General features: G+C 69.0%; 27 protein-coding genes. 11 read left to right on the top strand and 16 right to left on the bottom strand.

What is annotated here, in order from left to right; all coding sequences use genetic code 11:
• Positions 1-190: 190 nt before the first annotated feature.
• The 4 genes from ACFYXE_RS04685 to ACFYXE_RS04700 all read left to right on the top strand — a co-directional run bounded on the left by ACFYXE_RS04685 (position 191) and on the right by ACFYXE_RS04700 (position 3,534).
• On the top strand, positions 191-661 hold the full coding sequence (locus ACFYXE_RS04685; protein ID WP_389308799.1) for a hypothetical protein: 471 nt from the start codon (positions 191-193) through the stop codon (positions 659-661).
• A 27-nt stretch (positions 662-688) separates the two neighbouring features.
• Complete coding sequence (locus tag ACFYXE_RS04690) at positions 689-1,180, top strand: hypothetical protein (RefSeq protein ID WP_389308801.1); 492 nt, start codon at positions 689-691, stop codon at positions 1,178-1,180.
• A gap of 60 nt (positions 1,181-1,240) precedes the next feature.
• On the top strand, positions 1,241-2,263 hold the full coding sequence (locus ACFYXE_RS04695) for a SpaA isopeptide-forming pilin-related protein (protein WP_389308803.1): 1,023 nt from the start codon (positions 1,241-1,243) through the stop codon (positions 2,261-2,263).
• Positions 2,264-2,805: 542 nt separating this feature from the next.
• Positions 2,806-3,534, top strand: coding sequence for a hypothetical protein (locus ACFYXE_RS04700; protein WP_389308805.1), 729 nt, complete (start codon positions 2,806-2,808; stop codon positions 3,532-3,534).
• 55 nt (positions 3,535-3,589) lie between these two features.
• On the opposite strand, the gene ACFYXE_RS04705 is transcribed toward ACFYXE_RS04700, so the two are convergent.
• Positions 3,590-4,579, bottom strand: a complete 990-nt coding sequence (locus ACFYXE_RS04705; RefSeq protein ID WP_389308807.1) for a hypothetical protein — start codon at positions 4,577-4,579, stop codon at positions 3,590-3,592.
• Positions 4,580-4,828: 249 nt separating this feature from the next.
• On the opposite strand from ACFYXE_RS04705, the gene ACFYXE_RS04710 reads away from it, so the two are divergent.
• The 4 genes from ACFYXE_RS04710 (at position 4,829) to ACFYXE_RS04725 (ending at position 7,600) form a co-directional block, all read left to right on the top strand.
• A complete protein-coding gene (locus ACFYXE_RS04710; RefSeq protein ID WP_389309540.1) occupies positions 4,829-5,200 on the top strand; it encodes a DUF317 domain-containing protein in 372 nt (123 codons plus the stop codon).
• Positions 5,201-5,307: 107 nt separating this feature from the next.
• Positions 5,308-5,586 (top strand): hypothetical protein, encoded by a 279-nt coding sequence (locus ACFYXE_RS04715; RefSeq protein ID WP_389309542.1) that lies wholly within the window; start codon positions 5,308-5,310, stop codon positions 5,584-5,586.
• 78 nt (positions 5,587-5,664) lie between these two features.
• Entirely contained in the window at positions 5,665-6,351 is a 687-nt protein-coding gene (locus tag ACFYXE_RS04720; protein ID WP_389308809.1) for a DUF317 domain-containing protein, read from the top strand.
• A 178-nt stretch (positions 6,352-6,529) separates the two neighbouring features.
• Positions 6,530-7,600 (top strand): hypothetical protein, encoded by a 1,071-nt coding sequence (locus ACFYXE_RS04725; protein ID WP_389308811.1) that lies wholly within the window; start codon positions 6,530-6,532, stop codon positions 7,598-7,600.
• Positions 7,601-7,682: 82 nt separating this feature from the next.
• Here the strand turns inward: ACFYXE_RS04725 and ACFYXE_RS04730 are convergent, their stop codons facing one another.
• The 10 genes from ACFYXE_RS04730 to ACFYXE_RS04775 form a co-directional block, all read right to left on the bottom strand.
• Positions 7,683-8,375, bottom strand: a complete 693-nt coding sequence (locus ACFYXE_RS04730; RefSeq protein WP_389308813.1) for a hypothetical protein — start codon at positions 8,373-8,375, stop codon at positions 7,683-7,685.
• Positions 8,376-8,468: 93 nt separating this feature from the next.
• Entirely contained in the window at positions 8,469-8,909 is a 441-nt protein-coding gene (locus ACFYXE_RS04735) for a hypothetical protein (RefSeq protein ID WP_389308815.1), read from the bottom strand.
• A gap of 417 nt (positions 8,910-9,326) precedes the next feature.
• Entirely contained in the window at positions 9,327-11,084 is a 1,758-nt protein-coding gene (locus ACFYXE_RS04740) for a relaxase/mobilization nuclease domain-containing protein (RefSeq protein WP_389308817.1), read from the bottom strand.
• Positions 11,081-11,620 (bottom strand): plasmid mobilization relaxosome protein MobC, encoded by a 540-nt coding sequence (mobC, locus tag ACFYXE_RS04745; protein WP_389308819.1) that lies wholly within the window; start codon positions 11,618-11,620, stop codon positions 11,081-11,083. Before mobC ends, ACFYXE_RS04740 begins: the two co-directional genes overlap by 4 nt.
• 128 nt (positions 11,621-11,748) lie before the next feature.
• Positions 11,749-11,916, bottom strand: a complete 168-nt coding sequence (locus ACFYXE_RS04750) for a hypothetical protein (protein ID WP_389308821.1) — start codon at positions 11,914-11,916, stop codon at positions 11,749-11,751.
• A 163-nt stretch (positions 11,917-12,079) separates the two neighbouring features.
• Positions 12,080-12,271 (bottom strand): hypothetical protein, encoded by a 192-nt coding sequence (locus ACFYXE_RS04755; protein ID WP_389308823.1) that lies wholly within the window; start codon positions 12,269-12,271, stop codon positions 12,080-12,082.
• Positions 12,268-13,968 (bottom strand): hypothetical protein, encoded by a 1,701-nt coding sequence (locus tag ACFYXE_RS04760; protein WP_389308825.1) that lies wholly within the window; start codon positions 13,966-13,968, stop codon positions 12,268-12,270. The genes ACFYXE_RS04755 and ACFYXE_RS04760 overlap by 4 nt, the downstream gene beginning before the upstream one ends.
• The gene (locus ACFYXE_RS04765) at positions 13,965-14,591 is read right to left on the bottom strand and encodes a WhiB family transcriptional regulator (protein ID WP_389308827.1); all 627 of its coding nucleotides are present in this window, start codon (positions 14,589-14,591) and stop codon (positions 13,965-13,967) included. The genes ACFYXE_RS04760 and ACFYXE_RS04765 overlap by 4 nt, the downstream gene beginning before the upstream one ends.
• 146 nt (positions 14,592-14,737) lie before the next feature.
• The gene (locus ACFYXE_RS04770) at positions 14,738-15,427 is read right to left on the bottom strand and encodes a hypothetical protein (protein WP_389308829.1); all 690 of its coding nucleotides are present in this window, start codon (positions 15,425-15,427) and stop codon (positions 14,738-14,740) included.
• A gap of 5 nt (positions 15,428-15,432) precedes the next feature.
• Positions 15,433-16,356 (bottom strand): helix-turn-helix domain-containing protein, encoded by a 924-nt coding sequence (locus ACFYXE_RS04775; protein ID WP_389308831.1) that lies wholly within the window; start codon positions 16,354-16,356, stop codon positions 15,433-15,435.
• 803 nt (positions 16,357-17,159) lie between these two features.
• Here ACFYXE_RS04775 and ACFYXE_RS04780 point away from each other — a divergent pair.
• Positions 17,160-18,032, top strand: coding sequence for a helix-turn-helix domain-containing protein (locus tag ACFYXE_RS04780; protein WP_389308833.1), 873 nt, complete (start codon positions 17,160-17,162; stop codon positions 18,030-18,032).
• Between the two features lie 539 nt (positions 18,033-18,571).
• Here ACFYXE_RS04780 and ACFYXE_RS04785 read toward each other — a convergent pair.
• The 4 genes from ACFYXE_RS04785 to ACFYXE_RS04800 form a co-directional block, all read right to left on the bottom strand.
• Entirely contained in the window at positions 18,572-19,222 is a 651-nt protein-coding gene (locus ACFYXE_RS04785) for an HAD-IA family hydrolase (protein WP_389308835.1), read from the bottom strand.
• Positions 19,223-19,347: 125 nt separating this feature from the next.
• Positions 19,348-20,523 carry a family 1 glycosylhydrolase gene (locus ACFYXE_RS04790; RefSeq protein WP_389308837.1) on the bottom strand — a complete coding sequence of 392 codons (1,176 nt, stop codon included), beginning with the start codon at positions 20,521-20,523 and terminating at the stop codon, positions 19,348-19,350.
• Between the two features lie 90 nt (positions 20,524-20,613).
• Entirely contained in the window at positions 20,614-21,837 is a 1,224-nt protein-coding gene (locus tag ACFYXE_RS04795) for an MAB_1171c family putative transporter (protein ID WP_389308839.1), read from the bottom strand.
• Positions 21,838-21,850: 13 nt separating this feature from the next.
• Positions 21,851-22,432: a hypothetical protein gene (locus ACFYXE_RS04800; protein WP_389308841.1), complete on the bottom strand. Its 582-nt coding sequence runs from the start codon at positions 22,430-22,432 to the stop codon at positions 21,851-21,853.
• Between the two features lie 559 nt (positions 22,433-22,991).
• Here ACFYXE_RS04800 and ACFYXE_RS04805 point away from each other — a divergent pair.
• Both ACFYXE_RS04805 and ACFYXE_RS04810 read left to right on the top strand, forming a co-directional pair.
• A complete protein-coding gene (locus ACFYXE_RS04805) occupies positions 22,992-24,374 on the top strand; it encodes a helix-turn-helix domain-containing protein (protein WP_389308843.1) in 1,383 nt (460 codons plus the stop codon).
• 83 nt (positions 24,375-24,457) lie between these two features.
• Positions 24,458-24,865: an acyl-CoA thioesterase gene (locus ACFYXE_RS04810; RefSeq protein WP_389308845.1), complete on the top strand. Its 408-nt coding sequence runs from the start codon at positions 24,458-24,460 to the stop codon at positions 24,863-24,865.
• 343 nt (positions 24,866-25,208) lie between these two features.
• Here the strand turns inward: ACFYXE_RS04810 and ACFYXE_RS04815 are convergent, their stop codons facing one another.
• The gene (locus ACFYXE_RS04815; protein ID WP_389308847.1) at positions 25,209-26,213 is read right to left on the bottom strand and encodes a hypothetical protein; all 1,005 of its coding nucleotides are present in this window, start codon (positions 26,211-26,213) and stop codon (positions 25,209-25,211) included.
• Positions 26,214-26,300: the final 87 nt, after the last annotated feature.

Genomic DNA, 26,300 nt, shown 5'->3' on the forward strand with positions numbered 1-26,300 from the left:
CGTCACGCCACCGCCGCCCCCGGTTCCCACGCCCTTCGACGCCCGGCGTACCGCACCCCGCAGGGCTCCTGCACTGACCACGCGCAGCGTGCCGCGCTGGAGCACCACGACCACCCCGTCGGCGGCCCTGCCCGCCCGCAGCTCTGGCCCCCGCCGCTGACCTCCCGCACCCCTGTCCCAGAAGGATCACGTGGCCCTGCACGCACAGCAGTTCTTCGACGACGTCCTCGAACTGCCCTTCCACCAGCACGCCATCGTCGGCAACGCCTTGTACGCGGCCCCGCAGCCGGACACGCCGCTGCGGCTCCGGATCGACTTCGCTCCGACCATCCGCCGCGACGAGTACGACGGACTACGCCTGCGCGTCGTCCACCCCGATCAAGGCGTCCTCGACACCGCCATCCTCCGCTTCGCCGACCACGGCACCTTCGAGCGCCGCGATGCTGCCCGGGGCCTGTCGGCTGGCCGCGACGGCTACGCCGTCATCCGCGACTGGCACAGCAGCGGGCCCGCGTGGCACGGCGCGGACGGCACGGGGCTGCGCACCGCGATCGAGCAGTACGCCCACCTGTGGTTTCCGCCGCCAAAGGCATCGCAACCGGCGCTCCCACCTGTCGCCCGGCCCACACCCATAGCCGGGGCGTCACCCCGTACCCGCTAACCATCCATCGCACCAGAGGAGTTCTGGATGCCACCGCCCCGCTGGCTCCCGTCCCACCGACGACCACCGCCTGCGACCACTCCGCTTCAGGCGCCCCCACCGCCGCCGGGCCCGAACGGCTTCTGGCTCACCGATCCGGACTTCCGCGACCGGCTGCACAGGGCCACGCTGACCCTCCTCGATGTCGTCGAGGACTGCCTCAACGACGGGGATCCGCTCACCGAACTCCTCGACGGCGCCCGCGACCATGCCGAGCAGCTTCTCGGCATCCCCAGCACCTACGGCATCCTCGCTGAAGCCGAGGCCGCCGCGCAGATCGTCCAAGCCGCCGGACTCGACGCAGGATCCCCCTTCGGTCTCGTCGTGGCCCAGGGCCTGGCCGGCGTGGAGCGGCTGCCCGTCGAGCAACAACAGCAGCTCGTACGCGCCGCCGCACGCCGCTATGCGATCACCGCACCGTCCCGCTCGACGCACCCGCCCACAGCCCCCGCAGGACCGGCGCCGCGGCGCTCCCGCTGAACCACCACCCACGCCACCCACCCGCACGCGCTCCGCGCGTTCTTCTCGGAGAGTCCCTACTTGCGCATCCGCTCCGCTCGCACCCTTCCGGCCGCTGTCGCCGTCGCCGCCACGGTGACCGGCAGCCTGTCCTGGGCTCCGACCGCCTCGGCCCAGAGCACCGATCCCAGCCCCTCCGCCTCCACGTCCGCAGCCCCGCGCAACGCAGCCGAGGCGGACACCGGCGGCGTGGCCATCGTGAAGAAGGACCCCGGCGGCGACGCGCTCTCCGGCGCCTCCTTCGCCCTCTTCGACTCTGCCGGCAAGGAGACCGCCAGCGGCAAGACCGATACCCAGGGGCAGCTCGCCTTCAAGGACCTCACACCGGGCGTCTACCGCCTCAAGGAGATCTCCAGCGGCAGCCCGCTGCACGACACGGTCGACGACCAGGACGTCATCGTCACCCCCGGCACGGACACGCCGCTCACGATCGTCGACCCGTTCAAGGACGCCTCGGTCAGCCTGAAGGCCAAGGACGACAAGACCGGAAAGCTGCTGCCCGGATCCACGGTCAACATCGGCAGCGGCACCGAGACCATCCTCACGCTGACCACGGGCCCCGACGGCACGGCCACCGGGAAGCTGCCCATCAACTCCCGAACCGGCACGGACTTTTGGGTCAAGCAGGTGAAGGCGCCCGAGGGCTACGACCTCTACAAGCCGTCGAAGACGTTCAAGGCCAAGCCGGGCGATCCGGTGACGGTGACCACGACCAACGCCAAGACCGCCACCACCCCCACGGAGAAGCCGACCGGAAAGCCTACCGGCAAGCCGAGCCACAAGCCCACCCCGGACAGGCCCGGCAAGGACGAGGACGCACCGACACCGTCGGCCTCGGGGACACCGGCCGCCTCGGAGACGCCGGCCGCCGACGAGACCACGTCGAGGACCGCCGCTCCCGCCCCCGAGGGCGCGCTCGCACACACCGGTGCTGACGCCACCCCGTGGCTGATCGGCGGCGCCGGCGTCTTGATCGCTGCTGGCGGAGGCGCCCTCTTCGCCGTCCGACGGCGTCGCACGGACGACCCGACCGACGAGAGCTAGCTCCTCCCGCACCTCTCCCAAAGGCCCCCGGAATCAACCGATTCCGGGGGCCTTCGCATGCGATCGGAGGAAAGGGCGGATCAGTGACGGCCCAGCGCCTCACTCAGGCTCGCTGCCTCGGCTCAGAAGCCGCCCACGCAGCTAGCGCGCCCGAAGGAGCAGCCCTAGGAGCCGTTCAGCACGCTCCCTGACCGGTGGCTCCGGGTGCGTCAGAGCCACGGCGAACAGCACCGTCAAGAGCGCCAGGAACGAACTGGAGAAGGCCGTGAAGTACAGATCAATCGATGTCATGTGCAGGAAGGTACCCGAACCGCCCCTGACCTGCGCTTTTAACTAATGTACCCAGAAAGTGGGACGAATCAAATTAATAGGGTCGAGCAGTAACTGCCGTGCAGGTCAGCCAAGTTGGCGACCGCCACAGTACGCATGCTCCCGATGCGCGCTATGTGACGCAGGTCATAACGCGACTGGCGTCCAGCCTGGCTGAGACGGCAGACTGTGGCGCCCCCGCAGCCCGACGAGCGTCTCGCTAGGCTTCGGCAGTGAATGAGCCTTCCTCACTGCCCGGTGACCCCTCTGAGCTGCACCTGCGCATCGTCTACGACGACGAGCTCTGGGACACCCCGCAAGCTGACACGCTGGAGCGGTGGAACGTCTCCGTCCTGCACCGCCGACGTCTGCATTTTGCTGCGCGGGACGCATCGGCCGATGAGGACTGCGCAGCCGCGGACTCCCCGTCCTGCACGACGGACGCCACCGTCGGGTCCATGACCTTCTACCGGGTCCATCTGGACCGCGGGCGCAACGCCTACTGGGCGATGGAGGAAGAGTCCGAGGAGCTGTACGAGATTGCCCAGGCGCTCCTCGACCCCGAGACCGGCTCCTTCACGAGGGAAGTCGGCGAGCGCCTGGACTATGTCGGCTCCGCGCTGCTCGTCATGGACCGGGTGACGCTAGATCCGGGGTGGCGCGGGTACGGACTGGCCGCCGTACTCGGCAGCGAGGTAATCCACCGCCTCATGGCCGGCTGCCGGGCTATCGCCTGCTCACCCGGCGTCTCCGACCTCAGCAGCCAGGAACTGAGGAACCGGACCGAGTGGGATCGCGTCAACGCCAAGATCGCCCGCGGGTGGGAGGGCCTCGGATTCCGCCTCTACCGCAATAACGTTTATCTCCTCTCGCCTGCCTCGGAGGTACTGGAGGAGCAGCGCGGCGTACTTCGTGGTCGGCTCGCGGAACTCGGCGCGTCCTGGCAGGCCGCGTCCCTCTGATGGGCCTCACCGCCAGCAGGTCGTGCCTACGATGGCGAGACGTGGTCGTGTGCCGCTATCCGCCGCCGGGAGGGGTGGGGGCGTTGTTCGCTGCGGGACTTTCCCGGGCGAAGACGATGCCCGTCAGGGCGCGCAGCCAGGCAAGGTTCCCGGTCGTGGTGAGCAGCGCGATCAGTGTCAGCAAAAACATCGAGAGCGGAGCGAAGACCAGGGCCGCATCAGTGGTGCCCAGCATGACCAGCACGGTCAGGGTGAGCATGGCTGCAAGTGCGGGAAGGACGAGCAGGCGCCGGGGGAACGGGCCGATCGGGGTGGCGGCGCCGGGATCAACGGGCAGTTCGGCGGCGGGAAGCAGGGAGCTGTGCTCGCTGCGGGCGTGGGCTACGGCGATGTTCGCGACGAAGCGGGCCAGGTTGCCAGCGGCAGCGGTTCGGTCGGAGGTCAGATGATCGGCTTCGGCGAGGAGCTTGATCCTTACCTTGCGGGTGTGGGCGATCACCTGGCGTCGGTTCGCCGTGAAGTGAGATATCCGGTTGGAGCGCCGGGCGCTCTTGGCCAGTGCGGTGTTCAGCGTCCTCAGCAGATGGTGCAAGGCGCCGAGTGCGGTGTGACGTTCGTGCCCGGCCGGCGCGCTGGCCACTTCAGCGCAGGCGGGCAGCACGGCGAGGGCAGCGGTAAGCACTTCGTCCTTCGCTACGGCCGGAACGCCCTGGCGGAGGTTGCTGACTCGCCGTGTCACCGGCCCTAACACGCTGGCCGCGGTCATCACCACGGTGAAGTAGGCGACTTGCACCCACTCGGCGCGCGTGGGCTGGTCGCGCCCCTCCTGCACCACATCCCAGCCGGTCATGGCCATCGCGAACCATCCGCTCACCAGCGCGGTGATGACGGCGACCACGAGGACCTCGCCGGCGAGGTCCCGGTATGAGGAGAGGACGGTGCGCGTCGGGCGCTGGTAGGCGGCGCGGATCGCGGCCCACTCCACGTCTGGCAGGTCCGGGAGGCGCTCCACGGCAGTCTGGCCCTTGGCTATGCGGTCCTCCACGGCCCGGTGGTGTGAATGACGCAAGAAGGCGCGGAGGCGGCCTGGAGTGACCGGTAACGGCACGGGTGTTCCCTTCCGAGAGTGGCGAATCTGCAGACGCACCGCGTGTCACGTGCGGTTCCCCGCCACATGGTCCCTAGTTCGCCGGTGGCAGACAAGGAAGATCGTCCAAAGGACTGGTGGACACCGCAACGCTATGTGAACCTGAACGACCTTCCGGAAGAAACCCCAGGTCAGAGAGGTGATTCTGTGGCGTTGGACGCGACGCAACCTGGATTTGCCACCACGGTCGCGGCCCTGCGGCTGCGCTCCTGGAGGCTCGGTGCCGGCCAGCCGATGGAGGTGATCGACCAGTTCCCGATTGCCGATTTCACCCACATCGTCGACGACCGTGCCGACGTGCACGTCAGCTCGCGCGACGGCCGCTTCTACCTCGGCTACTTCCCGACCGGCCGGCCCGGTGGCCCGGACGAGGACTGGGTGACGGGTGAAGGCTGGGTGATCGCGGTCACCGGCACCGCGAACGTCCCCGGCTACCGCATTGCCTTTGGCACGGACACTCCGGCGGAGATCGTCGCCGGTGTGGTGGCCAGCATCCTGTCCACCTCCCGCCCTGTGTGACGGGCACGTCCGCCCTCCCTATACATACGCACCGCGTACCCTGCCCCTGCTCGCGCGGCTTCGTCCGCCACCGCTAGGAGACCACCTTGGACCCGCACTCGCCCGAGATGACCGTCGGCGACATCATCGACGCACTGTCCGCCTTCGACCGCGACACGACGGCCCGCCTCGCCATCAACCCCTTCTTCCCCATGGCACACAGCCTGGGCGGTGTGGAGAAGTCGGTGGACGAGAACGGCCGGCCGGTGGTCTACATCGCCGAGTCGCCCGATGCCGAGCAGCACCCCCTGCCGCCCGCCGTGGCCGTCGCACTGACCTGGCAGGGCCCGGTCGAGGCACCCCCGCGCCGCCGACGCGGCGCAACCGGCCCGAACAACGGCCGCTAGCACAACCCCGAACTGACGGAGGCGCCCCTGTACCCGCACGACCCCACCGATTCCTCCCGCCCCCTCTCGCCGGACCCGATGTACTGGGTCACCCCGCGCCACCTGGCCGGCGATGACGGCGTCCTCGCCGAACGGATCGGCGACACCCTCACCGACCTCGGCTGGCGCATGTGGCCGACCTCCCGCAACACCCTGCTCTTCGTGAGCCCCGACGGCCTGCGCGGCGCCGAGTGGATCCTCGCCTCCTACCCCTTCGAGCTGGGCGGCTTGCCGGTGGCCTGGCAGATGTCGGCCCGCCCGCACCCGGCCTCGGCGTTGACCGAGTGGAATGCGTACTTCACCGCCGGCGTACCGCACGAGGCACTCACCGACTTCCTGCTCGCGCTCGACGCCAGCGAGACTCCCGAGGCCGGGCTCGAGAGCGCCGAGGCGGTGCTCACCGCCCTCAGCGCCCGCGGGTGGCTGCGCGACATGGACCGCCCGCGCACGACCGCCACCGATCCCGGCTTCTCCACGAACGTGTCGCTGGAGCTTCTGCCGCCGCTCATCCACGACGCCGACCCCCGCGATGACCTTCTGGGGTGGCAGGCGTGGGCGGAGCCCGTCCTCGGGGCCCCGTACCTGTGGTGTACGAGCTTCAGCGCGAGCGCCCCGCACGAACTGGTCGCCGCCTTCGCCTCCTCGCTCGCCGCACCCGGCCCGGTATCGCGGCGGGTACTGCCCGCGGGAGCGGAGGACCGTCTCACCGTCGTCCACCGCGGGTGACCGGCGTCGCGTAGCCCCTGTCCCCGGCGGGATCGACGGGCGCGATGCCTCCTTCTCCCAGGCCCGGTGGTACCGCTCCCTTCACGGGAGCGGTACCACCGGGCCTTCGTCGTACCCGCATCGCAGAAGCTGATATACCCCTGGAACCAAGATCAAGGCCGTACATAGGATCGTCGACGTGGCAGATAAATTGATCCGCATCGGGCCCTTGCGCGGTTACCTCCTGGAGGAGGTGCTGGCCTGGTTGTTGCGCTCCAGCGGCTTCGAAGTCCTCACGGCCGACGACGACCAGGACAAAGAACCGTGGAAGGTGCTGAAGGAGGACAAGAACGGTCTGCTGGTCCGAGGACGTGGCGCGTGGCATCAGGTAGACGCGCTCGGCCAGTTCCGGTATGTCCCGCCGTTCTCCCTTCCGGTGCGCTTGTTCGTCGAGGCGAAGTATCTGACCGCACGGGTCGGTCTTCCCACCGTCCGAAACGGCCACGGTGTGATCCACGACGTGAACGAGGCGGAGACCACCACCCTTACCGCACCCGGCACTGGCCGGCCGCGGACGCGTTACCGCTACAGCTACGCGATCTTCTCCACGTCCGGCTTCACTCCGGAGGCGCAGGACTATGCACTGGCCCACCAGATATCGCTGATCGACCTTTCTGCACCGGACTTTGATGGGCTGCGGAGTCTCGTAAGGACCACGGCCGACGCGATCCACGCAGTGCTCAAAGAGAGCCCGGCCAATGGGCGGCCGAAGATGCGCGAAATGCGCGCGTATCTACGCGGGCCGCTCCTGCAGATGGATCCGGGTGATCTGGAATTGCCCGCCGCGATTCGCCACCCCCTCGATTTCCTCGCGGACGGGTTGCACAGCCGGTCGCAGCTAGGTCTCGTTCTGGCCTTTCCGGCAGCGCCGTTCGTTCTGGGACTGGCCTCGGACGATCTGTACGCCTTCGTGGAATACGCGCGAGAGCACCCCACGCACGCGGTGCGTCTGCGACGCATCAACCAGGCAGCGAAACACCCCGTTTGGGAACTGCGCGCCGCCGAGCACCCCAATGCCTATGCGCTCCGGTTCGGGCTGCCGGAGCGGGTGGAGAAGTGGATCGTCGCGCAGGACGAAGGAATGCCCGCGCGCACCCGGTACGTCAAGCGCAGCATGCTGTCGACCATGACCCTGTACTGGATGCACGGCGAGTACGCCCAGACCTTCCAACTCCGTTATGAGCCCGGCGAACTCCGCCTCGACGGCTGATCGGCGCGAACGGCGAAGCCCCGGTGTCCGGGCCCGTCGGAAGAGCGGGCCCGGACACCGGGGCAGGCGCAGGAGGAGCGGACTAGCGTGCGGTGCGCGCCTTGGCGAGTGCCTTGTCCACGTGGGCGTCCACGAGGCCCGGCGAGCCGGAGACGAGGACCAGGACGTTGCCGGTGCGGATCGCCGTCTGCTTGACGACGCTGCGCTGCCCGCCGGCGGAGAAGGTGAGCCGCTGGCTCCACTGCTGGTCGCCGAGGTCCGGCGCGGCCGACTTCGCGGTGTCGATGTCGACGGCCGTGCTCCCCGAGGCCACCTGGTACGAGGGGCAGGAGAGCATCGCGTCGAAGACCTTCGAGATGCCCGTGGACAGCTTTGCCGGGCGATCGCTGTACAGCTCCTCGCTGACCTCGGAGGAGCTGCTGCCGGTGTAGGCGAAGGACGCCTTTGCCTTGCGGGCGAAGTCGAGGTTGGAGCCGGTGGCGGCACTGCTGCCGAGCTTCTCCAGGGCCGGGCAGCCGATGACGGTGACGTCGTCGTTGCGGCGGGGGGCCTCGGGCTTGCGGGTGTAGCCCTCGCCCAGGTCGCCGATGTTCAGCAGCCGCTGGTTCAGCTGGGCCGAGGACAGCGGCACGGACGCCGCCGCGGTACTGCCACCCCGGTGTGCGGAAGCGGTGGCGGAGGTGTCGGCGGGCTCGGCGTGGCCGGCGCAGCCGGTCAGGGCGAGGGCGGTGAAGACGGCGCCGAGGCCGAGGGCGGTCGTGGTGGAGCGGCGCATACGTGAAACCCCTTGGTGCGAGACGGATGATCTGACCGGATCGGCCCTCCGGGTGCCGATGAACGCAGGGGTGGGGGAAGGGGTTTCGCGTCGTCAGTGGCCGAGGTGGCGCAGGCCGTCTTCGAGGGTGGGGTGGAAGTGGTCGACCGGCCCGGAGTTGCGGTTGTACCAGGCGGTGTCCAGCCGGGTCTCGTGCACCTCGTGGCCGGCCTCGCAGCGCAGCCACACCGAGTCGTCGCGCATGTTGAAGACGATCCAGTTCCGGTACGCACCACAGTGGCAGGCGTGGACTTCGCCGTCGATGACGAGCGGCAGGTCCCAGCGCATCATGAACCCCCTGACGTCCTGGCGGCACGGCGCCCGGAACTCCGGCGGCAGGAAGTCGGGCACCACCGTGGTTTCGGCCGGCGCGGCCGGGGCCGGCGCGGCGACCGGGGCGGGAGCCTCGGGCCACTCGGTGTGCATGGCCAGCAGCGCCTGGCCGGCTCGCTGCGCTTCACGAAACTCTCGGTCCGCTCGGTTGCGTCGGAACATGCCGTCTCCATCTCTGTCGTCTCGCCTGCACGAGGAGAGTGCCGCAAGTCGCTGACCTGCTGCAACTCTAGAATTCGTGAAGTGTGACCGGCATTTCCGAGGGAGTGCCGAGACGAAGCGGACGTGACCGTGCCTCTCGTTACAAATGCATTGCGGCCCGTGCCGTCGGCAGGGACGCGGCGTTGTCCGAGTATGCCCAGCTCCCCTTCGCCAGCCGTCTCGCCGCAACTACGGGGCGCCTATTGGCTGGACTCGCCGTTCCTGCCGCATGCTCCGGGCTGTGCGTGCGACGGCACGCGAGACGATTCATCGCCGTCTGCTCCTCGTCGGGTGCCGGCCACGCGCACCGTGATGCTGTGCATCGCGGGAACCACCGTGGCCGCCGCGATGATCGCCGTCCTGAGCTGAACGCCTCCCTCAGCGCCGATGCTCACGTGTGCCTTCGGCCCCCGGCCCCGGCCTGCGAGAGGACGTCGCAGTGCGGGTCTGCCCGCGGCGGCTCGGCGCCGTAGTGGGCTTGTCCTGGGTGGGAGGCGTTGCGGAAGCGTCAGCGGGCAGATCTGCCATCCGCCGTAGCCGCCACACGAGCACGTCGCTGATCGACTCGGCGGTGCCCAGCTCCCGCCGCTCGGCGGCCTCGGCCAGAAGCGCCGCCGGGTCGTGCCCGGCGCGCTCGACGTCGGCGAGGGTGGACGCCAGGGCGTACCAGCCCGGCTCGGCTAGGACCTGCTCGGCCAGCTCCGGCACCGCCCGGCGCAGGTAGGCCGCCTGCTTGCGCTGCAGGGGCAGGGACATGCGCCGACCGCGGTCGCGCATGACGCCCAGATACCTCGGCGCTGCGGCCTGGTAGGCGGCGCGCAGGTGCTCGGCCGCCTGGCGGGCAGCAGCGGCCTGCTGGGCGTGCCCCTTCATCGCGTGCCACTGGGCGGCAGCGGTGACCAGGAAGAACACCATGTCGATCAGCATGGCGGTCGTGGCACCGTCCTCCACCCGCCCGAGTGCAGGCCCGCCTTGGACGAGGTCGCGGGCGGCCTTGCGCAGATTGCGGGCGTGCTGGCGCTCCGCCCGGACGTGCGAACGGCTCGCCCGCTCGAACACGAAGGCGGCGTCGCGCAGTTCACGCCGTGTGTTCAACGCCGAAGTCTTGGCCAGCGCGTCGAGGACCTCGCCGCCCGCGGCGATCAGGCCAGAAATCTGCCCGTCCTCCCCCTGGTCGATGATGAGTACGGCCTGCCACGACGCCGTCGTCGCTCGGCGGCGCGCGTCCGAGGGGCTGATGCGGTCCGATCCGGAGGAGCGGTCCGTGGTGGCGTCCTCGCCGGGCCCCGAGGCGTTGTTCGTCCAGCGTTCGCGGATGCGGGGCAGGGAGAGATCGGCGGCGAGGGTGGAGCCCGAATAGTAGATCGGCTGCTGGTCCTCGTTCCGGTCGTCGGACAGCGCGACCTTGTAGCCGAGCAGATCACCGGAGGGCGCGACACGCTGATCGACCAGAAGGCCGGCGGCGGTCAGACGGTCGAAGAACTCCTTCTCGCTGGCGACGCCGGCGGCGGCGCGGCGCACCGTCTCGCGCAGCTCCTCGCGTGGCGTGCGTTCCTTGCCCTGGCGGTTGGCTTTGTGGCGTTCGGCGCTGCTCGGGCGTTTGGCGGCGGTTCCGTCGCCGGTGTTCACCCGCCGTAGGCCGTAGTCGATTTCGATCTGCCGGGCTTCCGTCTGGGCGCGGGCGCCATCACGGCGGATGCGGGCCTGGCGGCCGTCGTGGCGGACGACGGTGGCGACGATGTGGATGTGGTCGTCGGCATGGCGGACGGCCGCCCAGCGGCAGGCGGCGTCGTCGCCATCGGGGGCGATCCCGGTGGCGGAGACCATGCGGCGGGCGATGTCCGCCCACTGCTCGTCGGTGAGGATCGGGTCTTCGGGGGCGGCGCGTACGGATAGGTGCCAGACGTGCTCGGAGGGCCTCTCGCCTTCGGGCAAGGCCATGACGGGCTGGTCGAGGAGGATCTGCAGGGCGCGCAGCGTCGCCTTACGGTCTGGGTGGCGGCCGGGGTCGGGAGCCAGGCTGTCCCACGCTGCGACAAGGTGGGGGTCGATGTGTTCCTCGGCCTTGCCAGGGCCGTACAGATACTTCAGCAGGCCATGGGTGTCGTCACCCATGTCGTTCACTGAGGGGATCATGCTGCCGGACGCTCGCTGTCCAGGTAGTGCTGGATGAACGCTTGCACCTCCAGGCGAACCTCGTCGACAGCGTCGAGGACCGCTCTGGCCTGCGGTGCCGGCTCGTCTCGGTTCAGGGCTGCCGCAACTTGGTTGAGGTTGTTGCCGATCCGGCTCAGCGCGGGGCCCAGGGCAAACAGTCGGCGTGTCATTTCGCGGTGGCCGGCGACCTCGGCTTCCGTGCGGGTGAGGTCGTGCGCGGCGCTGAGTGCGGCATGGGCGAGAAAGCCGGACGGCGTCATGGCGCACGCTGCCGCGGCATCCAGCACGGACTGCTTCTCAACGTCGTTGAAGCGGCTGGCGATCAGATGCTTGCGCTTGCTGGACTTGTTCTTCGGTGTGCGGTTACGCGCAGGCGGCTGGCTCTGCGGCGCACTCGCATGCTGGGCGCAGTGCGGGTTGTGGCACGGGTGAGTCGTCTCCTCCTTGGGATGCGAGCCGCCCTCGGTCGCATCCCCCCGGTCCAGTGCCCCCCGGCGCTGGACCGCCTCCGCCACCCCCGGGGCGGAGGACGCGAGAGTAATACTCCCAACGGGAGTATTACTCTCGCACCAACTTGCTCCCGCTGAGGTCGAGTTGGATTCCGGCTCATCGGGCGTGGGAGCGGGGTTTGTCGTCGGGTTCGTCATCGGGTGTCGTTCCTCGTGGTGCGGATGCGGTGCTGGATCTCGGCGGCCAGTTCGACCATGGCGGTCGCGCCGGCGAGGACCTGGACGGGCGATTCGGGGCGCTGCTGGACGAGCCACTGGCCGGTGGGGACCGGGACGGCTGTGTGCAGCAGCTGGTGGCGCACGAGCGCCTCCGCCCAGGCGCCGGCCTCGGCGATCGAGGGGGCGTGCGTACGTGGGTGGTGGGCAGGAATGACGGTCCCTCCGTGGCGGGGGCGGTGGCCGGGCCGAGACCGGGCCACCGCGCGGAATGAGGATCTAGGGCTTTGACCTGCGGTCTTGCAGGTGTCAGCCGCACTCGCGGCAGCGGGCGAGGTGTGTGTTCAGGGCTCGCGCCATGTTCCGTTTCACCGAGACGGCGTTCTTCGCGCTGGTCTTCGCCGCTGGCGATCCCAGATGTCGCTCGGCGTGCCCGCGCAGGAAGCTGACGTCCTTCTCGAAACCGGCCTTGATGCGGTCGAACCTGTGGCAGGTCTTCATCGGCTCGTGCTCCTTGCCGTGGTGGGGATCGTCTCGGACCTCAGCAGCTGCAGGAGCCGCGTGATGTTCGAGTTCCGGCCGCCCGCGAGGTTCAGGGCGCGGAGGATTTCCCGCAGCTGGGGACGGGTGATGACCTCGGTCCCGTCGCGCTCCAGCAGCGCGGGTATGTGAGGACGCACCAGGTCGGCCGTCTCTTCGGGACTCAGCGCCCTGCGCTGAGGACGCTTCGACTTCCCACCGCCCGGACGGCTCCGCTGCGCCTTCGCCTTGGGCTTCGGCTTCCGGCGCACGGGGACGGTGTGGGGACGGCCTTCTTCGGTCCCCGTCCCCGTCCCCGTCCCCGTCCCCGTTTCCGTGTCGGGGTGTTCGCCGTCCCCGTTGTCGTTGGGGACGGCGCGGGGACGGTCCCCTCCGGTCCCCGTCCCCGTTCCCATGTTGGGGTGTTCGCGGTCCCCGTCGCCCGTGGGGACGGCTGCTGGGGACGGTCCCACAGCGCTCTGAGCAGCAGCTTCGCTGCCCTCCGCGGTGCTGACGTCGATGTCGGCGTCGGCTGCCGCGCCCGTGTCCGGCGCGTCGCCTCGGTCCCCGAGCGCCGCAGCCATTTGCTCGCTTGGCAGGCCCGAGGCGGGTTCGTTGACGCCGTCCCCGACGTCGGTGGGGACGGCGTGGGGACCGTCCCCTTCGGCCTCTGTCCCCGTCCCCGATTCCGTACGGTCCCCGTCCCCACCGCTTTGGGACGCGTCGTTGGGGACCGCGCTCAGCCGTCGTCCCATCGGCTTCCCGTCCCCCAGGAGCACCGGCGGGGACGGGACGAGGGGGGACCGGGTTTCGCGCTCGGCGTCCCTGCCGTGCGTGGAGTGGACCCACGGCGAGGGCAGATCGATGGTCGCGAGAGTGGCCGCGTGCCGACGCGCGGCCAGCTCCTCCAAGAACGCTTGGCGCTGGCGAGGATCGGTGCCGACTTCGGCCCGAGTGAGCGCGGTCTGAAGCCGACGGGTGACCCGGGTGTCCTTCTCGCGATCTGCCACCGACATGCCGGCCAGGTGGGAGGCAAGGGCGACCGCTCGCCGAGACGCACGGTCTTTGGTGATCTGTGCGGCATCGCGGTTGCGCGTGGCGATGCCGAGGCGGGAGAGGAGCCGCTCTCGTGCTTCGCGTCCGAGCGTGGCCAGAAGCCCCTGCGAGGTGGCGTCCGGCTTGTGCAGCCGCAGCTCGATGCCCATGGCCAGGTGCCACAGCACGGCGGCCATGACCGGGCCGACGAAGGCTCGCACGGTTCCACCGACCGCGGCCGACTCGGCGTAGGCCGGGATGACCTGCACCCCGGTGATCACCCAGACCAGGGCGCCGGGCAGTCCGGGCGCCCCTTGGGTCTTCAGATTCTGCCGGGCCATCAGCGCGGTCGCGAACAGTGCGGCCTCGCCCGCGCTGAACATCATGGCGCGCTCCACCGTGCCGGCCATGTCGAGGTAGTCGGCGGCGAACCGCCAGCTGGTGTCGGCGGAGTAGACGGTGCAGTTGAGGGCGGCGAGAGCGGAGACCCAGACCGCGGGAGTGCCGACGCGCCTGCCGTCCACGCGGTTCCGGTTTCGCCGGAACGACCAGCCGGCCAGCGCGAGGGCGAGCAGCCCGAGGGCCGCGACCAGGTAGACGGGATCGATGCCGTAGGGCAAGGACATGGCGATGGGGTGAGTCATGCGGCCTTTCGGAGGGCGGCGATCAGGGAGTCGGTCTGCACCTGGCGAGGCACCTGTACCGACGAGCCGGCGTCGTCGTCCTCGGTGGTCTCGGAGTCGGCTGACTCGGCGTCGTCGGCCTGGTCCCAGTAGCGGTCGCGGTCGGCGACGGCGTGGGCGGCGTTACGCATCAGGTCGCGCGCCCAGTCGAGGTCGAGGCGCAGCGTGTACGCGAGGCGCTCGGGGCTCCAGCCGCGCACGTAGGCATGGCGGGTGACGGCGTCTCGCTCGGCGTCGCTGAGGTGGACGTCGCGCCCCTCGAAGGCGGCCTTCACCCGGCTGTAGTCCAGGCGCTTGTTGACCTTGGCGTGCCAGGGGCGGCGTTCGGCCTCGGTGAGCCCGCCCCAGATGCCCTGGCGGATCTCGTTGTCCAGGGCGTAGTCGAAGCACGCCTTCTTCACCGGGCACTGGCCGCAGATCGACTTGGCTTCGTCGATGGCTGCGCGGGCGCGGGCTCCGGGGAAGAACAGCTCGTCGATGTCCTTGGGCGAGAGGCTGTGGCACAGGCCGCGGGCCTGCCAGCTGTGGTCGGCGATGCCCCGCAGGATCGAGGTCGGGGTGTCGTTGGTGGTGATGTGGCGCAAGGCAGTCTCCGGAAGTCGCCTCGGTCGGCGCGGTCGCTCGGCACCTGGGTTGGCTGGGGTGCGGCGTGGGCGCTTCGTGGCGGGCTCGGGGTACGGCGGCGGGCCGTACGCAAGGCGGAACGTTTCTGTGGAGGAGTCGGCTGCGGTCAGGCGGCGGGTGCCTGGGCCTGCGCTGCCAGAGCCCGGTCGATGCGGCCGGGGTGCGCAGTGGCGCGGGGCGCGTTGCCCCGGGCGCTGCCGTCGAGGGTGACGCGCCGGCGGCGGCAGGGCTCGCCCGTGTCGGCGCGACACCACTCGCACGGCACGGCCAGGATGTCCGGGCCGCCGGCGGCGATGGCGGCTTCGCGGGCGGCGCGGGCCGGGCGGTAGGGCGCCAGCTCGGCGCGCACCGCGTCCGGGATGTACGAGCCGACGGTGGCCAGGTGGTCCTTCAGCCCCGGCCGGTGACGCCCCGCGGTAAGTTCGCAGTGCGGCGAGGGCGCGGCGTGTCCGGCGGCCACCGCGTCGCGCGCCGCCAGCAGCTCGGCCCGCCAGGCTTGCGGGTTGTCCGGGTCGGCCATCGGTGTCGGGTCGGTGTGCCGGGCCAGCCGATCGCGGCGGTGCGCGTGCCATTCACGGGCCACATCGGCCGGGAGAATCGGGTATGGCGAGGTCACGATGCGCTTGCGGACGGTCTCGCGCACGTCCCAGCCCTGACCCGTGGTCGGGGGTACATCGCTGAGCAGCTCGTGCCACGTGGCGAGCTGGTCGCGGGCTTCGCCCGCGTCGGTGCGGATGGTGCGCGGGTCCAGTTTGCCGACGTAGGCGATGACGGCAGCAACTTCACGGCGGTCCAAGGCAGTTACTCCGTTCCGGTCGGTTCGTCGACGGCGGCGAGCAGGGCGGCCATGTGCAGGTCGGCTTTGGTCATGCCGGCCTGCAGGGCGGGGCTGCCGCCGGGCAAGGCGTAGAGGTTGGGGCGCTGGGGTGTGGGGGTGTGCTCGCGGGCGATCCAGGACCGCCAGTCGGCAGACCAGGCGGCCGTGGAGCGAGGACTCCAGGCGGAGCGGTAGTGGCGCCACTTCGCGTCGGCGGCCTGCAGGCCCTGCTCGCCGAGGCGTTCCAGGTGTCCCTGCTGCTGGGCCCAGGCCAGGCTGGCGTCGTCGACCTGCCAGTCGGTGGCGGAGGTGACCTCGGCAGCACTACTGCTGCTGTACCTACGGTTCACCTTCGGTTCACTACAGTTCTGGGGGTCAGTTTCTGACCCGGAGGGGGGTCGGTTTCTGACCCTGCGGGGGGTCAGATTCTGACGAGCGGGCGCAGATTTTGACCCGGCCGGATTCTGGCGACGGGGGCCCGATTCTGACCCTGCGATGAACCAGATGCGGTGCTTGCGCAGCAGCTCCTTGTCCAGGTCCTTCAGGTCAGGAGCGGGGTCGGCGTCGGTCAGGGGTTCGACGTCCTCGACGCGCAGCTCGGGGGCGGCCTTCTGCGCCGCCGCGACCTTCGCGAGCCAGGCGGCGGGGCGCGGCATGCGGTAGACCGTGCTGTGCTGCGGGCCCTCGTACTCGTCGCAGATCTCCAGCTCACCGGCGTCCACCAGCAGAGCCAGCGAGGTACGCACGGCGTTACGACTCGCGCGCGTCCGCTCCATCAGATCGGTCACCGAGGCGTACGCGACGCACTGGGCGTCGGGGATCCGGTCGGCGATCGACAGCAGGACCAGGCGGGCGACGCCCTTGCTGGTGCTGCTCTCCCAGGCCCACTTCCGGGCCTGCCCGCTCATCGGGGCACCGCTATTTGGTGGGCGGAGGACGGGCGCGCGGGCAGGTAGGCAGGTGCTGCTGCCGCGCGAGCCGGGAGCACCGGCCTTTTGCGCAGGGCAGGCCGCATGTAAGACTCTCCTCGGTGAAGCCCGTGCCGGTGTGCCCCGTGGAAAGGGCCGGCGCGGTGAAGGTGGGTAAATCTCTGCCCTTGCCGGGGCAGGAGTGCCACTTGGTGTTCGGCGTCCGGGAGCTTGCTCCTCGGGCGCCTTCGCCATTTCCGGGCTAGATCACGGTGCTCGCTCGCGTTGCTGCATGACCCCTCCTCGGGCGGTGGCCGGGCGGGCTGCCCGGCGGGGACGACGAACATATGCACAGGTCGGGGCAAGATCCAGACCTTGCTAAAGGACTCTCTACAACTCGTGTCCGCAGGTGGCCTCGGCTCCCCTGGAGTCGGACGGCCGAGGTCGGCCAGGCTCGGGCACGCTATGAGACGCAGAGCACGCCAGTGCGAGGTGTAAGGCTGGCGTCGTGCGGAGAGAAGCTCCGTGCCCCGCCCGCGAGGCAGCGAGGTGCTGCTCGGGGTGGGAAGATGCGCCATTGGATGGCAAACTCATAAGGATCTCCGGCGACGGGGATTCACCACCCCGGCTTCCGGGGAGCGTGAGGGGCCTGCCGAGGGTGAGGAACTGGCAGCCCGGGGTCGACGACAGTGCGGCGACCTGCATCGATAGGTAAAGTTACGTTACGTGCTTCTGCCTATCAAGTGGGTGGGTGAAGTTTCCTCGTTGTCCGTTTTCGCAGGTCACGCAGCATTTGGAGTCGCATGTCCGCTCGTCAGTTCAGTGGTGCGCGCGTTCGTGCCCGGCGTAGAGAGCTTGACCTCACGCAGGCCGAACTCGGGGCACCGGTGGATGTGGACAGGGCATCCGTGGCCAAGTGGGAAGGCGACAAGTCGAACCCGCCCGCCCATAAGCTCCCGGCCATCGCCAAGGCGCTGCAGAGCCCGCTGGACGTGCTCTTCCCGCGGGACGGTGAGCCGGACCTGGCCGACCTACGCTGCGATGCCGGATACGCGCAGTCGGAAGTCGGACCGTTCATCGGCGCTCGCAGCCATATCCCGGTCTCGAAAGCCGAGCGCGGGATCGAGCGCCTCAAAGACGCTTACGTTGAGCCGCTGGCTGCCGCATACGGCGTGAGCAACCAGGACCTGCTGCGTGCGCAGAACCGGTCCTTCGGAGTCACTGAGACCGCAACGGTCAAGGCGGACGAGAATTCGTTGCCGCGGACCGTGGGCGAGAAGATCAACTATCTGTTGCAGGCCGGATACCTCACCCCCGCGCCCTCGGACGAAGAGATCGCCCGCACCGTGAACGAACGCGCAGGGCAGACGCTGCTCACGCTCGACGGCGTTCGGGCATTGCGCGCGGGCGACCAGGTGGCCGTTCCGCTGGCCGTGCGGGAGGGGCTGGGCGCTGCTCTGTCGATCGCCCCGGACGTCTTCGCCGATGACGCGGACTGGCAGGACATGCCCGCCGCGATCGATGCCCTCAAATTGATGCAGGGGTTCGCGAACGGGCAGATTCTCGGTCTGGCAGCGCGGGGTAATCAACAGGGCGCATCAACCGAGGCCGTCGCCACGATCAACAACCTGATCGCAGCCCTTCAGAAGCTGCCGGGGGCCCGGCCCGGCGGATGAGAACTGCGGCCACTCCCACCGCCCGCTCACGGCTTCTACGGGGATGAGCGGGGGTGTTGGGCCTGGCGCGTGGAGCACAGGCCCAACGCGGTGCATCCACAAGACGCCCGGCTCCAACCTAAGTCACCTGTAGCGCGTGGATGTGAAGGCGCGGCGACGCAGGCCAGCGCACCCGAGCGGAAGCGGGCGCATGCTGCGAGTGCGCCGTGTGCCTACATTGGCTCGGCGATTGCTTGTCCGACGCCCGCGAAGCGCCTGCCGGGCTACTGCGCGCGCCGGCCGCCGCGGCGCCGTCGACCGTGCGGTGGCGGCTCGGCCGGCTCTTCCTCGGCTGGATGGCCGAGGAAGGGGGGCGCAAGGAACAGTCCCTCCCACTGCGGCTTCGGGGCAGGCTGCCGTGGCGGGACGGGCACTGCGGCACGCTGGCGCTGGAATCGATCGTTCAACTTGTCACCTCATGCGGGATCGGCCCGTCCATCGGGAAGCCGGTGCGTGCTGAGGCCCTGGCCGGCGTCTTCGTGATCGGGGCGAACGACGTCTCAGGATCCGGTGAGAGGGATACCGAGCAGAGCCTCCAGCTGCGCGACCGTCTGCTGGGGATCGGTTGCGTGGACCGTCGAGAATCCGAGGTCGGCGGCGGGCTGGAGGTAGTCGGCGGTGTCGTCCACGAAGACGCTTCGGTCGGCCGGCGCATCGAGCTGCTTGAGGACGGCTTCGAAGATGGCCGGGTCGGGCTTGCGCAGACCGAGGTGCTCGGAGATCACGACGGCGTCGTACAGGGAGTCCAGGTCATAGCCGTCGTAGAGGTTCCACGGCGACAGGCCGACGCTGTTGGACAGAATGCCGACCTTGATCCCGGCCCGGCGTGCGGCTGCCGCGGCATGGATGAGGGCCGTCTCGGGTTGGAGGTCGGCGAAGATGCGGCCCATGAGGTTGTCGGCGGGCACGCCGAGTGCAGCTGCTGCGTGCTGGTTCCACTCGGCCTGGGTGATGGCTCCGCGCTCCAGGTCCCGGGTGCGGCGGACGCCCTCCTCGTTGAGGTAGAGCGCGGTGATGCACGCTCCCTCCGCGAGGCCCTCCCGCTGTTCGAAGGCGAGTACCGCGGGCAGCAGGGGCGTTGTCAGCACGCCTCCGAAGTCCAGGACGAGGCAGGTGGGGGGAGCGGGGTGGGACACGAGGTTGAACTCCATCGATCGTCTGTCTCTGCGCACGGTGCCTGTAGACCGAGCGGTCGCCGGCGCTGTACCGGATGACGTCGTCTTTCACGGTAACAGGGCGTTTGGTGGGGTTTGTGGCTGCCGGGATGCGCCTCTGGCTACGGGCGCATCAGCTCGCGGATCATGCGGGCGCTGGTGCGCGGTGCGCGGTGGGCGTCGAAGAGGCCGAAGGCGACGTTGTGTCCGTCGAGCCACTCGTAGTTGTCGATCGCTGTCCACAGGTGGATGCCGCGGACGTCGATTCCGTTGCCGATCGCGTCGTGTACCTGCGTGATGGCGTCGCGCAGGTAGGCGGATCGTGCGCCGTCGTCGTCGCCCCCGTAGCCGATCTCGGCGACGAGGAAGCGTTTGCCCGGCAGCTCCTGGTGGAGCCGGGCGAGCACTTCACCGAGTCCGGGTGCCCAGGCTACGTATCCCTGCGGACCGACCGGGGTGTGGGCTGGGTGCGGCAGGAGGTCGCCTGCTGCGTTGATCGCGGGGGAAAAGTAGTAGCTGAAGCCGTACAGGTCGAAGGCGTTCTCATAGCGGGGGTTGCGCACCAGGTTCAGCCAGGAGTCCCACACCACGGAGTCGATGAGGGCGGCGATGCCGGCGGTCTCGGAGCTGTCGTCGGTCGGGTGGAGCGTGAGCAGGGCCTCGTTGGTGGAGGTGGGCTTCCCGGTCTGGCGCAGGATGAGGGCGGCTTCGAAGTCGGCACGGTGGATGGCCTGGAGTGCGGTGAGGAACTCCTCCTGGGAGGTGTGGCCAGGTGGGAAGGTCCCGGTCAGGTATGCCTTCTGTGCGAAGGCGGTGGGGTTGTTGATCGGCATCCAGCCGTCGGCGAGGTCGGCGAACGTTTCTGCGACGAAGGCCACGTGCCGGGCCCAGGTCTCATCTGCCTGCGGGGAGAGGAAGCCGCCCTGGTCGGCGAACCACTGCGGGAGTGCGGTGTGCAGCAGGCAGACCCACATGGTCAGTCCGGCGTCGCGGCCCGCGGTGAGCATCGCGCGGTACAGCTCGACCGCATGCGGGTCGTGGCGGCCCGGCTCAGGCTCGAGCCGGGCCCAGTCCAGAGACATGCGGTAGTCGCTGAAGCCCCATTCGGAGAGCAGAGCGAAGTCTCCGGCATACCGGGTGCCGAAGGCGTTTCCGTCGCCGCTGCTGGGGACCCTGCCCGCTCGCTCCCACGTCCACCAGTTGTCCGCTGGTGTGGCGCCCTGGCTCTGGGTGGCGGAGCTTGCTGTGCCCCAGGAGAAGGACGCGGGGAAGGAAAGGCGGTCGGTGGGGGGATTCATCGTGGTGCGCTCCGGTGTCGCGGGCGGTCGGGCGACGGCGTTTGTGTGCGGGGTCGCCGAGCGGTATGTCGGGGGCCGCAGGTCAGGGGCTCAGGCGGCCTCTCCCTCGGCCAGGGTGAGCAGGCGCCGTGCCTGGGCTGCGGTGATCTCGGAGTATGCCGCGCGGACTCGCACCAGCCATGCTGACTCGGCGGTGGCGTCGGTGAACGGCTTGCTCTGCAACGGCAGCAGGGGGCGGTCGCTGGGCTCCCGGATTGCGGTGGCCTCGATACCTGCCTTGTACCAGTACGCCTCGGCGGCCGGCTCGGGGTCAGGGTGGGCGGAAACTGCTTCCTCGGCAACGAAGAGCAGCTCGGCCGGGACGACGTAGCGGATCTTGTCCGCGACGTCAGCGATGTCCTGAGTCCATCGGTCCAGGCGCACGTCGAAGGTGGAGAAGGAACGGGTGCACTCGCGCAGCCGGGAGCGCGGCGGGTACAGGCTGGTGCCGGGAAAGGCATCCATCAGGTCGCGCCACAGTGGATAGAGCTGATACAGCGCACGCCAGGTCCTCCAACGGGCGACGGCGGCCTGTGTGGTCGGGATGCTGGCGCCGAGCGCGACGATGAGGAAGAGGGCGTTCATCCAGATCGCGGTGCCGGTGACGCCTGCGTCCAGGGTGTCGGGAGCCAGAGGAGCGACGATGGCGGCCCAGATGATGGCGATCCGAGCTGCTACATAGATCAGGCCCATCCACATGGCGATGGCCATCAAGACCAGTCCCAGGCGCATGCTGGTGGACTCAGCCCGCCGTGAGGCGCGCGTCCACTGGTAGCCGCACACGGCGGTGGTCACCAGCGGGAAGAAGTAGAAGACCGTCATGTAAATGCCGGCGCCGAGCTCACCAGCATGGTCGGTCACGAAATCCGTGCTGTGGGTCGGTCGATCCACCACCGTGAAGAAAAGGATCGTCAGTACGGTGACGCCGACCATGCCGACCTTGTAGGCGACCCGCGCGATCCATCGGGACACGGCGACGTGGCGCGGAACCACCGATGCGGAACTTTTACCGTAACTGGTTGCTACGTAGGTCAAGGCGGCCAGAATTGCCGAAGTGGATGCGAAGTGTTTCAGCAGCGCGTCCAGGTCGACCACAGGTATCCGGGCGACAGCGTCCATCACCGCCCCGGTGCTCAACCAGAGAGCTGCAGCGAAACCGGCATAACCGCCCCAAAGGCTCCGTCGGTGGGCATCCCCGTACCGGACGGCCGGGGCGCGCCAAATCGAGACGAGGGTCATGACGGACGCGGCCAGGTATTCGAAGAAGGCGAGCATGCTCCTGCGCTCCTCAGGATTTCGTTCTGCCGCGGCGAGGCGGGGCGACGGGGTGGGACAGGGAGTGTTCGAGGAGAGTGACCATGTCGTCCCCACCGGCATCGACTGGCTGCCGTCGGCGCACCGATCGCTTGATCAAGTAGGCAGACAGCTCCGCCTGCTGCTCTTCCGGGGTGTCATAGTTGGCCCGTCCCTGCACCAGGGCGCCTGGGAATCGCTCCAACACGGTTTGTCTGATCCGGGCTGGAACAAAGCGCTCGATTTGTTCTCTCGTGAGGGTGGTGCCGTGGTCGAACCATTCGTGGGACAGCTCGTGCAGGATGACGTGATCAGTGTTGTGGCGGCTGGCGCGCTGTCGATACAGCACAAACGTCAGTTCCGGAGTCTTCACACGCAAACCACATGCCGTACTCGGTCCTGCTTCGTGATCGGCCAGCGGTATGAGGACGATTTGCCGCCCGAGTGCGTCCTGCATATTTCGCACGAGGCTTTCGATGTCGAAAGGCTCAGGCAAAGGCAGGTCGGTGAGGAGGCGTTCACACTCTTTTCGCAGAACGCTGCGATGGGTTTCATTGCGCTTGAGACGCCACCACATGCCTATTCCTCACACTCGTTGCTCTGCCTCGGCCCGCCGCAAGAGAAGGCGGAGGGGTGTCGGTCACTGGGGAAGAGCCGTCGATCGCTGCGTTCGACCTCACGGCGGGCCAAAAGATTGTTGAACTTGCGCGGTCAGGAGCGATTTAAGTCAAGTCGCGGCAGGGCGTCAACGGTCGCCATTTGTCCGTTTGGTTCCGTTAGGTCGGACCCGCGAGGCGCTGCCCAGCGCGCGCTAAAGGGAAGGCAACTCCCTTTCGTGGAGCGGGGGGTGGGTGGTCCCGACATGCCACATCGAATGCGGCTACTGGTGGTCCAGACCTGTAGTCACTGGATACGAACGAAAACCGGCAACATTTTGCCGATTCCACGTCACCGCCAAGCGCGAACGTAGCTACTCGCGGTGTGCGTGTGGGGCAGACCACACTCCCTCAAGATCATTCCTTGATTGCGTATGGTTTAAAGGGGAGGGGGCTCGGGCGTGGAGATGCCGCCTTTGCGCTGCGCATCTTCAGGGCGCCCGAGGCTAGGTGTTCCCTCGTGTGTAAGGCAGGTTTCGCGTGGTCGCGCAGCAAAAGGGTCGCGGTGTCAATGCCAGTGCGGCGAAAGGGAATTCGGAAACGGGCGGCATGCGCCTGGCCGGTCAGTACATGGGCTTTGGTGGCCTGCTCCGCGGGTGGCGCAAGGCGGCTCGTGTGAACCAGCCCCGGGCGGCCCGGGCTCTGGGGATCAGTGAGCGTACCTATCGCAAGATCGAGCACGGCGCGACGCCTCCCCGCCTCACCCCGGGGCAGTGCGAGTCGCTGGCCGACGCACTCGGCCTGGACACTGAGCAGCGTCACGTGCTCATGCTGCACAACATCGGCAGCAACCTGATCCCACCGCGCGGTGCCGCCCAGCCGCAGCTTCAGCGCGCACTGCGCCTGCTCATCGATCGACAGATGCCCAGCCCGGCCTACCTGTGCGATCAGCACTGGAACATCCTCGGCTTCAATTCGGCCATGGCGGAATGGTGGCCGTGGGTGATGGAGCCCGGGGCGAACCTGATCCGGTGGGCACTCACCTCGGCGGAGGCCCGCACCCAGTACCAGGACTGGGATCTGCACGCCCACGCTTACGTGAAGATGCTGAAGTTCGCCCAAGCGATCAGGCCCGATGACACAGACCTGCGCGAGCTGATCGAACAGATCAAGAAGGATCCGGACGCCCGACACGTCTGGAACACCGAGCGGGACATGGGCGAGACCCGCGACGGACACACATTCCGCATGAACGTCCCCGCGCTCGACTGGGACACCGTCGAAGTCGTCAGCCACGTCCTCTACCCGGCTTCCATGCCCGAAGCACGCTTCGTCGTGATCACCTGGGTCGAGGGTGGCGAGGAGGAGTGGGACGCGCTCGGAGACGTCCGCAACGCCTGGGCCGGCGCATCCGCGGACGCGGCAGACGTTGAGGCGGCGCAGCGCCACACCCAGGATCGCGTGGCCGAGGACGCCGCCACCCGCTGGCGGCGCGAGGTTGCGGCACTCGCCGCGCGCGGGGTGGTCAACACGGCCGACGAGGCGGCACTGCTGGCGGGTGACCACGCTGTCCCCATGCCCGCCGTCAGCAGGCTCATGGGCCCCGACGCGCACCTCACGCTGGACACCGCCCGCCGCACCGTCATCTGGGCGGTCGAGGAAGCTGCCGGCCTGTGGTCGGTCACCCGGGTATCACCCGCCACGGTGATCGCCCGAGTGCCACGGGACGCCATCACCGACGAGTGCCTCTCCGAGCTGCACCGCCTGGTCCGCGTCGCGCTGCCGACCGACGAGGGCGCGGCGATGTCCCGCATCACCCAGCTGCTCCACGATCGAGCCACGGAGCAGCGCGTCCTGCGTGAAGTCCAGGCCATGATCGCTAGCGGGCCCGCCAACCCTCCGGTGGCCGAGGAGCAGAGCTAGCACGACGCTCTCGTGCAGGGCCGGCGACCCGGCGGCTCTGCACCGCCCACAGCAATTCAGCAAGCCGCACAGGAAGACCCTCCATGCCTGCGTTTACGTACTCGCTTCCGCTGCGCTGGTCCGATCAGGACAGCTACGGACACATCAACAACAGCTGCTTCCTCACGTACCTCGAAGAGGCACGTACGAGGATGGTTCAGGAATTGCTGCCGACCGAGGAGGCCGAACGGCGACGGCACGCGTTCGTGGTCAAGCAGTCAGTGATCGAATACAACAGGCCGCTGGACTACCGAGAGCAGCCCGTGCACGTGGACGTCTGGGTCGTCACCTGCCGGGGAGCCAAGCTGGAGTTGGGGTACGCGATCAGGGACGGCGAGCACACGTACGCTGAGGCCACCACGAAGATGGCCGCCTACAACCTGGAGACGGGCGCCCTGCGCCGCATCTCGGAGGCTGAGAGCGAGTTCTTCGCCCGCTACACAGCAGTGTGATCAGCCTTGCGGCTCACGACATCGCGGCGCAGATCAGCCCAGGCCGGCCAAGACCCGCACCGTACTCGATGCTCACGGCCGTATTCGAGGCGTGCGGGCAGTGGCGCGTCGGTGTCCTCCAGGGGGTGATCAGAATCCGTCGATGCCGATCACGTTGCCGAACGGATCTTGCAGCTGTGCGATGCGGCGACCAGTGCCGTCACCGACGTCGAGGGGCCCGCGGTGGTGGGTGCACCCGGCATCGAGAAGGAGCTGGCGTGCGGCGTCGACGTCATCGACCGACCAGTACGGGACGGGGCCGCGTCGCCGGGCGGGAGTCGACGGGCTGCAATACCGCTGGAGGCTAGGGGCGTCGGACGAGCACGCGGTGGGCGGTGCGCAGTGCTTGCTGAAGCGTGCTGAGCAGTTCTTCGGGCAGTCGGCCCGCCCCGAGTGCGCACGCGTCGACGAGGTCGCGGCATCTGGATGTCTGCTGCTCGCTTAGGAGGTTCACGCATGCGGGATGGGCGAGGAGTTCGCGGGCCGCATAGCCGTCGTTAGCCGCGAACACGCGGGCTGCCAATTCGTGCGCGACGGCGTCGGCTGGGGCTTTGAGCTGGCAGGCGAGATCGAGGGCGGTGAGGCCGAGCCGTATGTCGAAGACGGTGCGGCCGGGTTCCTTGGCGGACTGGAGGTAGGCGGCGACAAGCGCCGTGGCGTCGGCCTGGTGTGCTGCGCCGCTCACGATCCTGACCGCGGTATTGAGGGCGTGCGTGATGCTGCCCTCCCAGGGTTCGCCGGGCTCGGTGTCGGTGATGAGCTGTGCGGCACGTTCGTGGTCGCCCTTGACCAGCGCGGCGATGACGGCGACTTGCCGTCCGTCGAGCATGCGCAGTCCGACCCCGCGGTGGCGCTCGATGTGCGCTTCGGCCTCGCTCCAGCGGCCGGTCGAGGTCAGTGTGCGGGTGCCGTCGGCGAGGAGTACGCGCCACAGCCAGGCCCGTACTTCCTGCCGGTCCTCAGCGGTGTCGACCAGGTTCGCGGGAACGGGGATGTGGCTGTAGTTGAGCGGCAGCCCTTCGCTGACCGCCGCGAACAGGCAGTCAAGCCGGCTCAGTCCTGAGTTCGCCTCTCCGGCGCGGATGTCCAGGCGAGCCAGGTTGACCAGCGGCTCCAGCCCGCGGATGGCGTCCATCGCCGACAGGGGGCCCACGGTCAGGTACGCCTCCGCGTGAGCGTGGCACATCTCGCGGGCGAGCTCGTTGAAGCCGACATCGGAGGCAAGGAGCGCCGCCTGGTTGCACACGGATGAGGCGGCGCCGTGGTCGTTGTCCCGCTCGCTCTGGTCGGCGAGGCGGTTGAGCGCCATGACGCGCTCCGGCAGGGGCAAGCATGCTGGTCTGACGCGTGCGATCAGCGGGAAGCGCCGGGCTATCGGGCTGGTGCCGTCCATCCG

This window comes from Streptomyces sp. NPDC002564 (genome assembly GCF_042889645.1).
Taxonomy (GTDB): Bacteria; Actinomycetota; Actinomycetes; order Streptomycetales; family Streptomycetaceae; genus Streptomyces.

Coding starts and splice junctions, on each gene's coding strand:
- ACFYXE_RS04780 (WP_389308833.1), top strand. CDS start 17,160: ATGTCCGCTCGTCAGTTCAGTGGTGCGCGCGTTCGTGCCCGGCGTAGA.
- ACFYXE_RS04810 (WP_389308845.1), top strand. CDS start 24,458: ATGCCTGCGTTTACGTACTCGCTTCCGCTGCGCTGGTCCGATCAGGAC.
- ACFYXE_RS04690 (WP_389308801.1), top strand. CDS start 689: ATGCCACCGCCCCGCTGGCTCCCGTCCCACCGACGACCACCGCCTGCG.
- ACFYXE_RS04755 (WP_389308823.1), bottom strand. CDS start 12,271: ATGAAGACCTGCCACAGGTTCGACCGCATCAAGGCCGGTTTCGAGAAG.
- ACFYXE_RS04735 (WP_389308815.1), bottom strand. CDS start 8,909: ATGTTCCGACGCAACCGAGCGGACCGAGAGTTTCGTGAAGCGCAGCGA.
- ACFYXE_RS04720 (WP_389308809.1), top strand. CDS start 5,665: ATGTACTGGGTCACCCCGCGCCACCTGGCCGGCGATGACGGCGTCCTC.
- ACFYXE_RS04715 (WP_389309542.1), top strand. CDS start 5,308: ATGACCGTCGGCGACATCATCGACGCACTGTCCGCCTTCGACCGCGAC.
- ACFYXE_RS04790 (WP_389308837.1), bottom strand. CDS start 20,523: ATGAATCCCCCCACCGACCGCCTTTCCTTCCCCGCGTCCTTCTCCTGG.
- ACFYXE_RS04740 (WP_389308817.1), bottom strand. CDS start 11,084: ATGATCCCCTCAGTGAACGACATGGGTGACGACACCCATGGCCTGCTG.
- ACFYXE_RS04815 (WP_389308847.1), bottom strand. CDS start 26,213: ATGGCGCTCAACCGCCTCGCCGACCAGAGCGAGCGGGACAACGACCAC.
- ACFYXE_RS04795 (WP_389308839.1), bottom strand. CDS start 21,837: ATGCTCGCCTTCTTCGAATACCTGGCCGCGTCCGTCATGACCCTCGTC.
- ACFYXE_RS04730 (WP_389308813.1), bottom strand. CDS start 8,375: ATGCGCCGCTCCACCACGACCGCCCTCGGCCTCGGCGCCGTCTTCACC.
- ACFYXE_RS04775 (WP_389308831.1), bottom strand. CDS start 16,356: ATGAGCGGGCAGGCCCGGAAGTGGGCCTGGGAGAGCAGCACCAGCAAG.
- ACFYXE_RS04785 (WP_389308835.1), bottom strand. CDS start 19,222: ATGGAGTTCAACCTCGTGTCCCACCCCGCTCCCCCCACCTGCCTCGTC.
- ACFYXE_RS04800 (WP_389308841.1), bottom strand. CDS start 22,432: ATGTGGTGGCGTCTCAAGCGCAATGAAACCCATCGCAGCGTTCTGCGA.
- ACFYXE_RS04760 (WP_389308825.1), bottom strand. CDS start 13,968: ATGACTCACCCCATCGCCATGTCCTTGCCCTACGGCATCGATCCCGTC.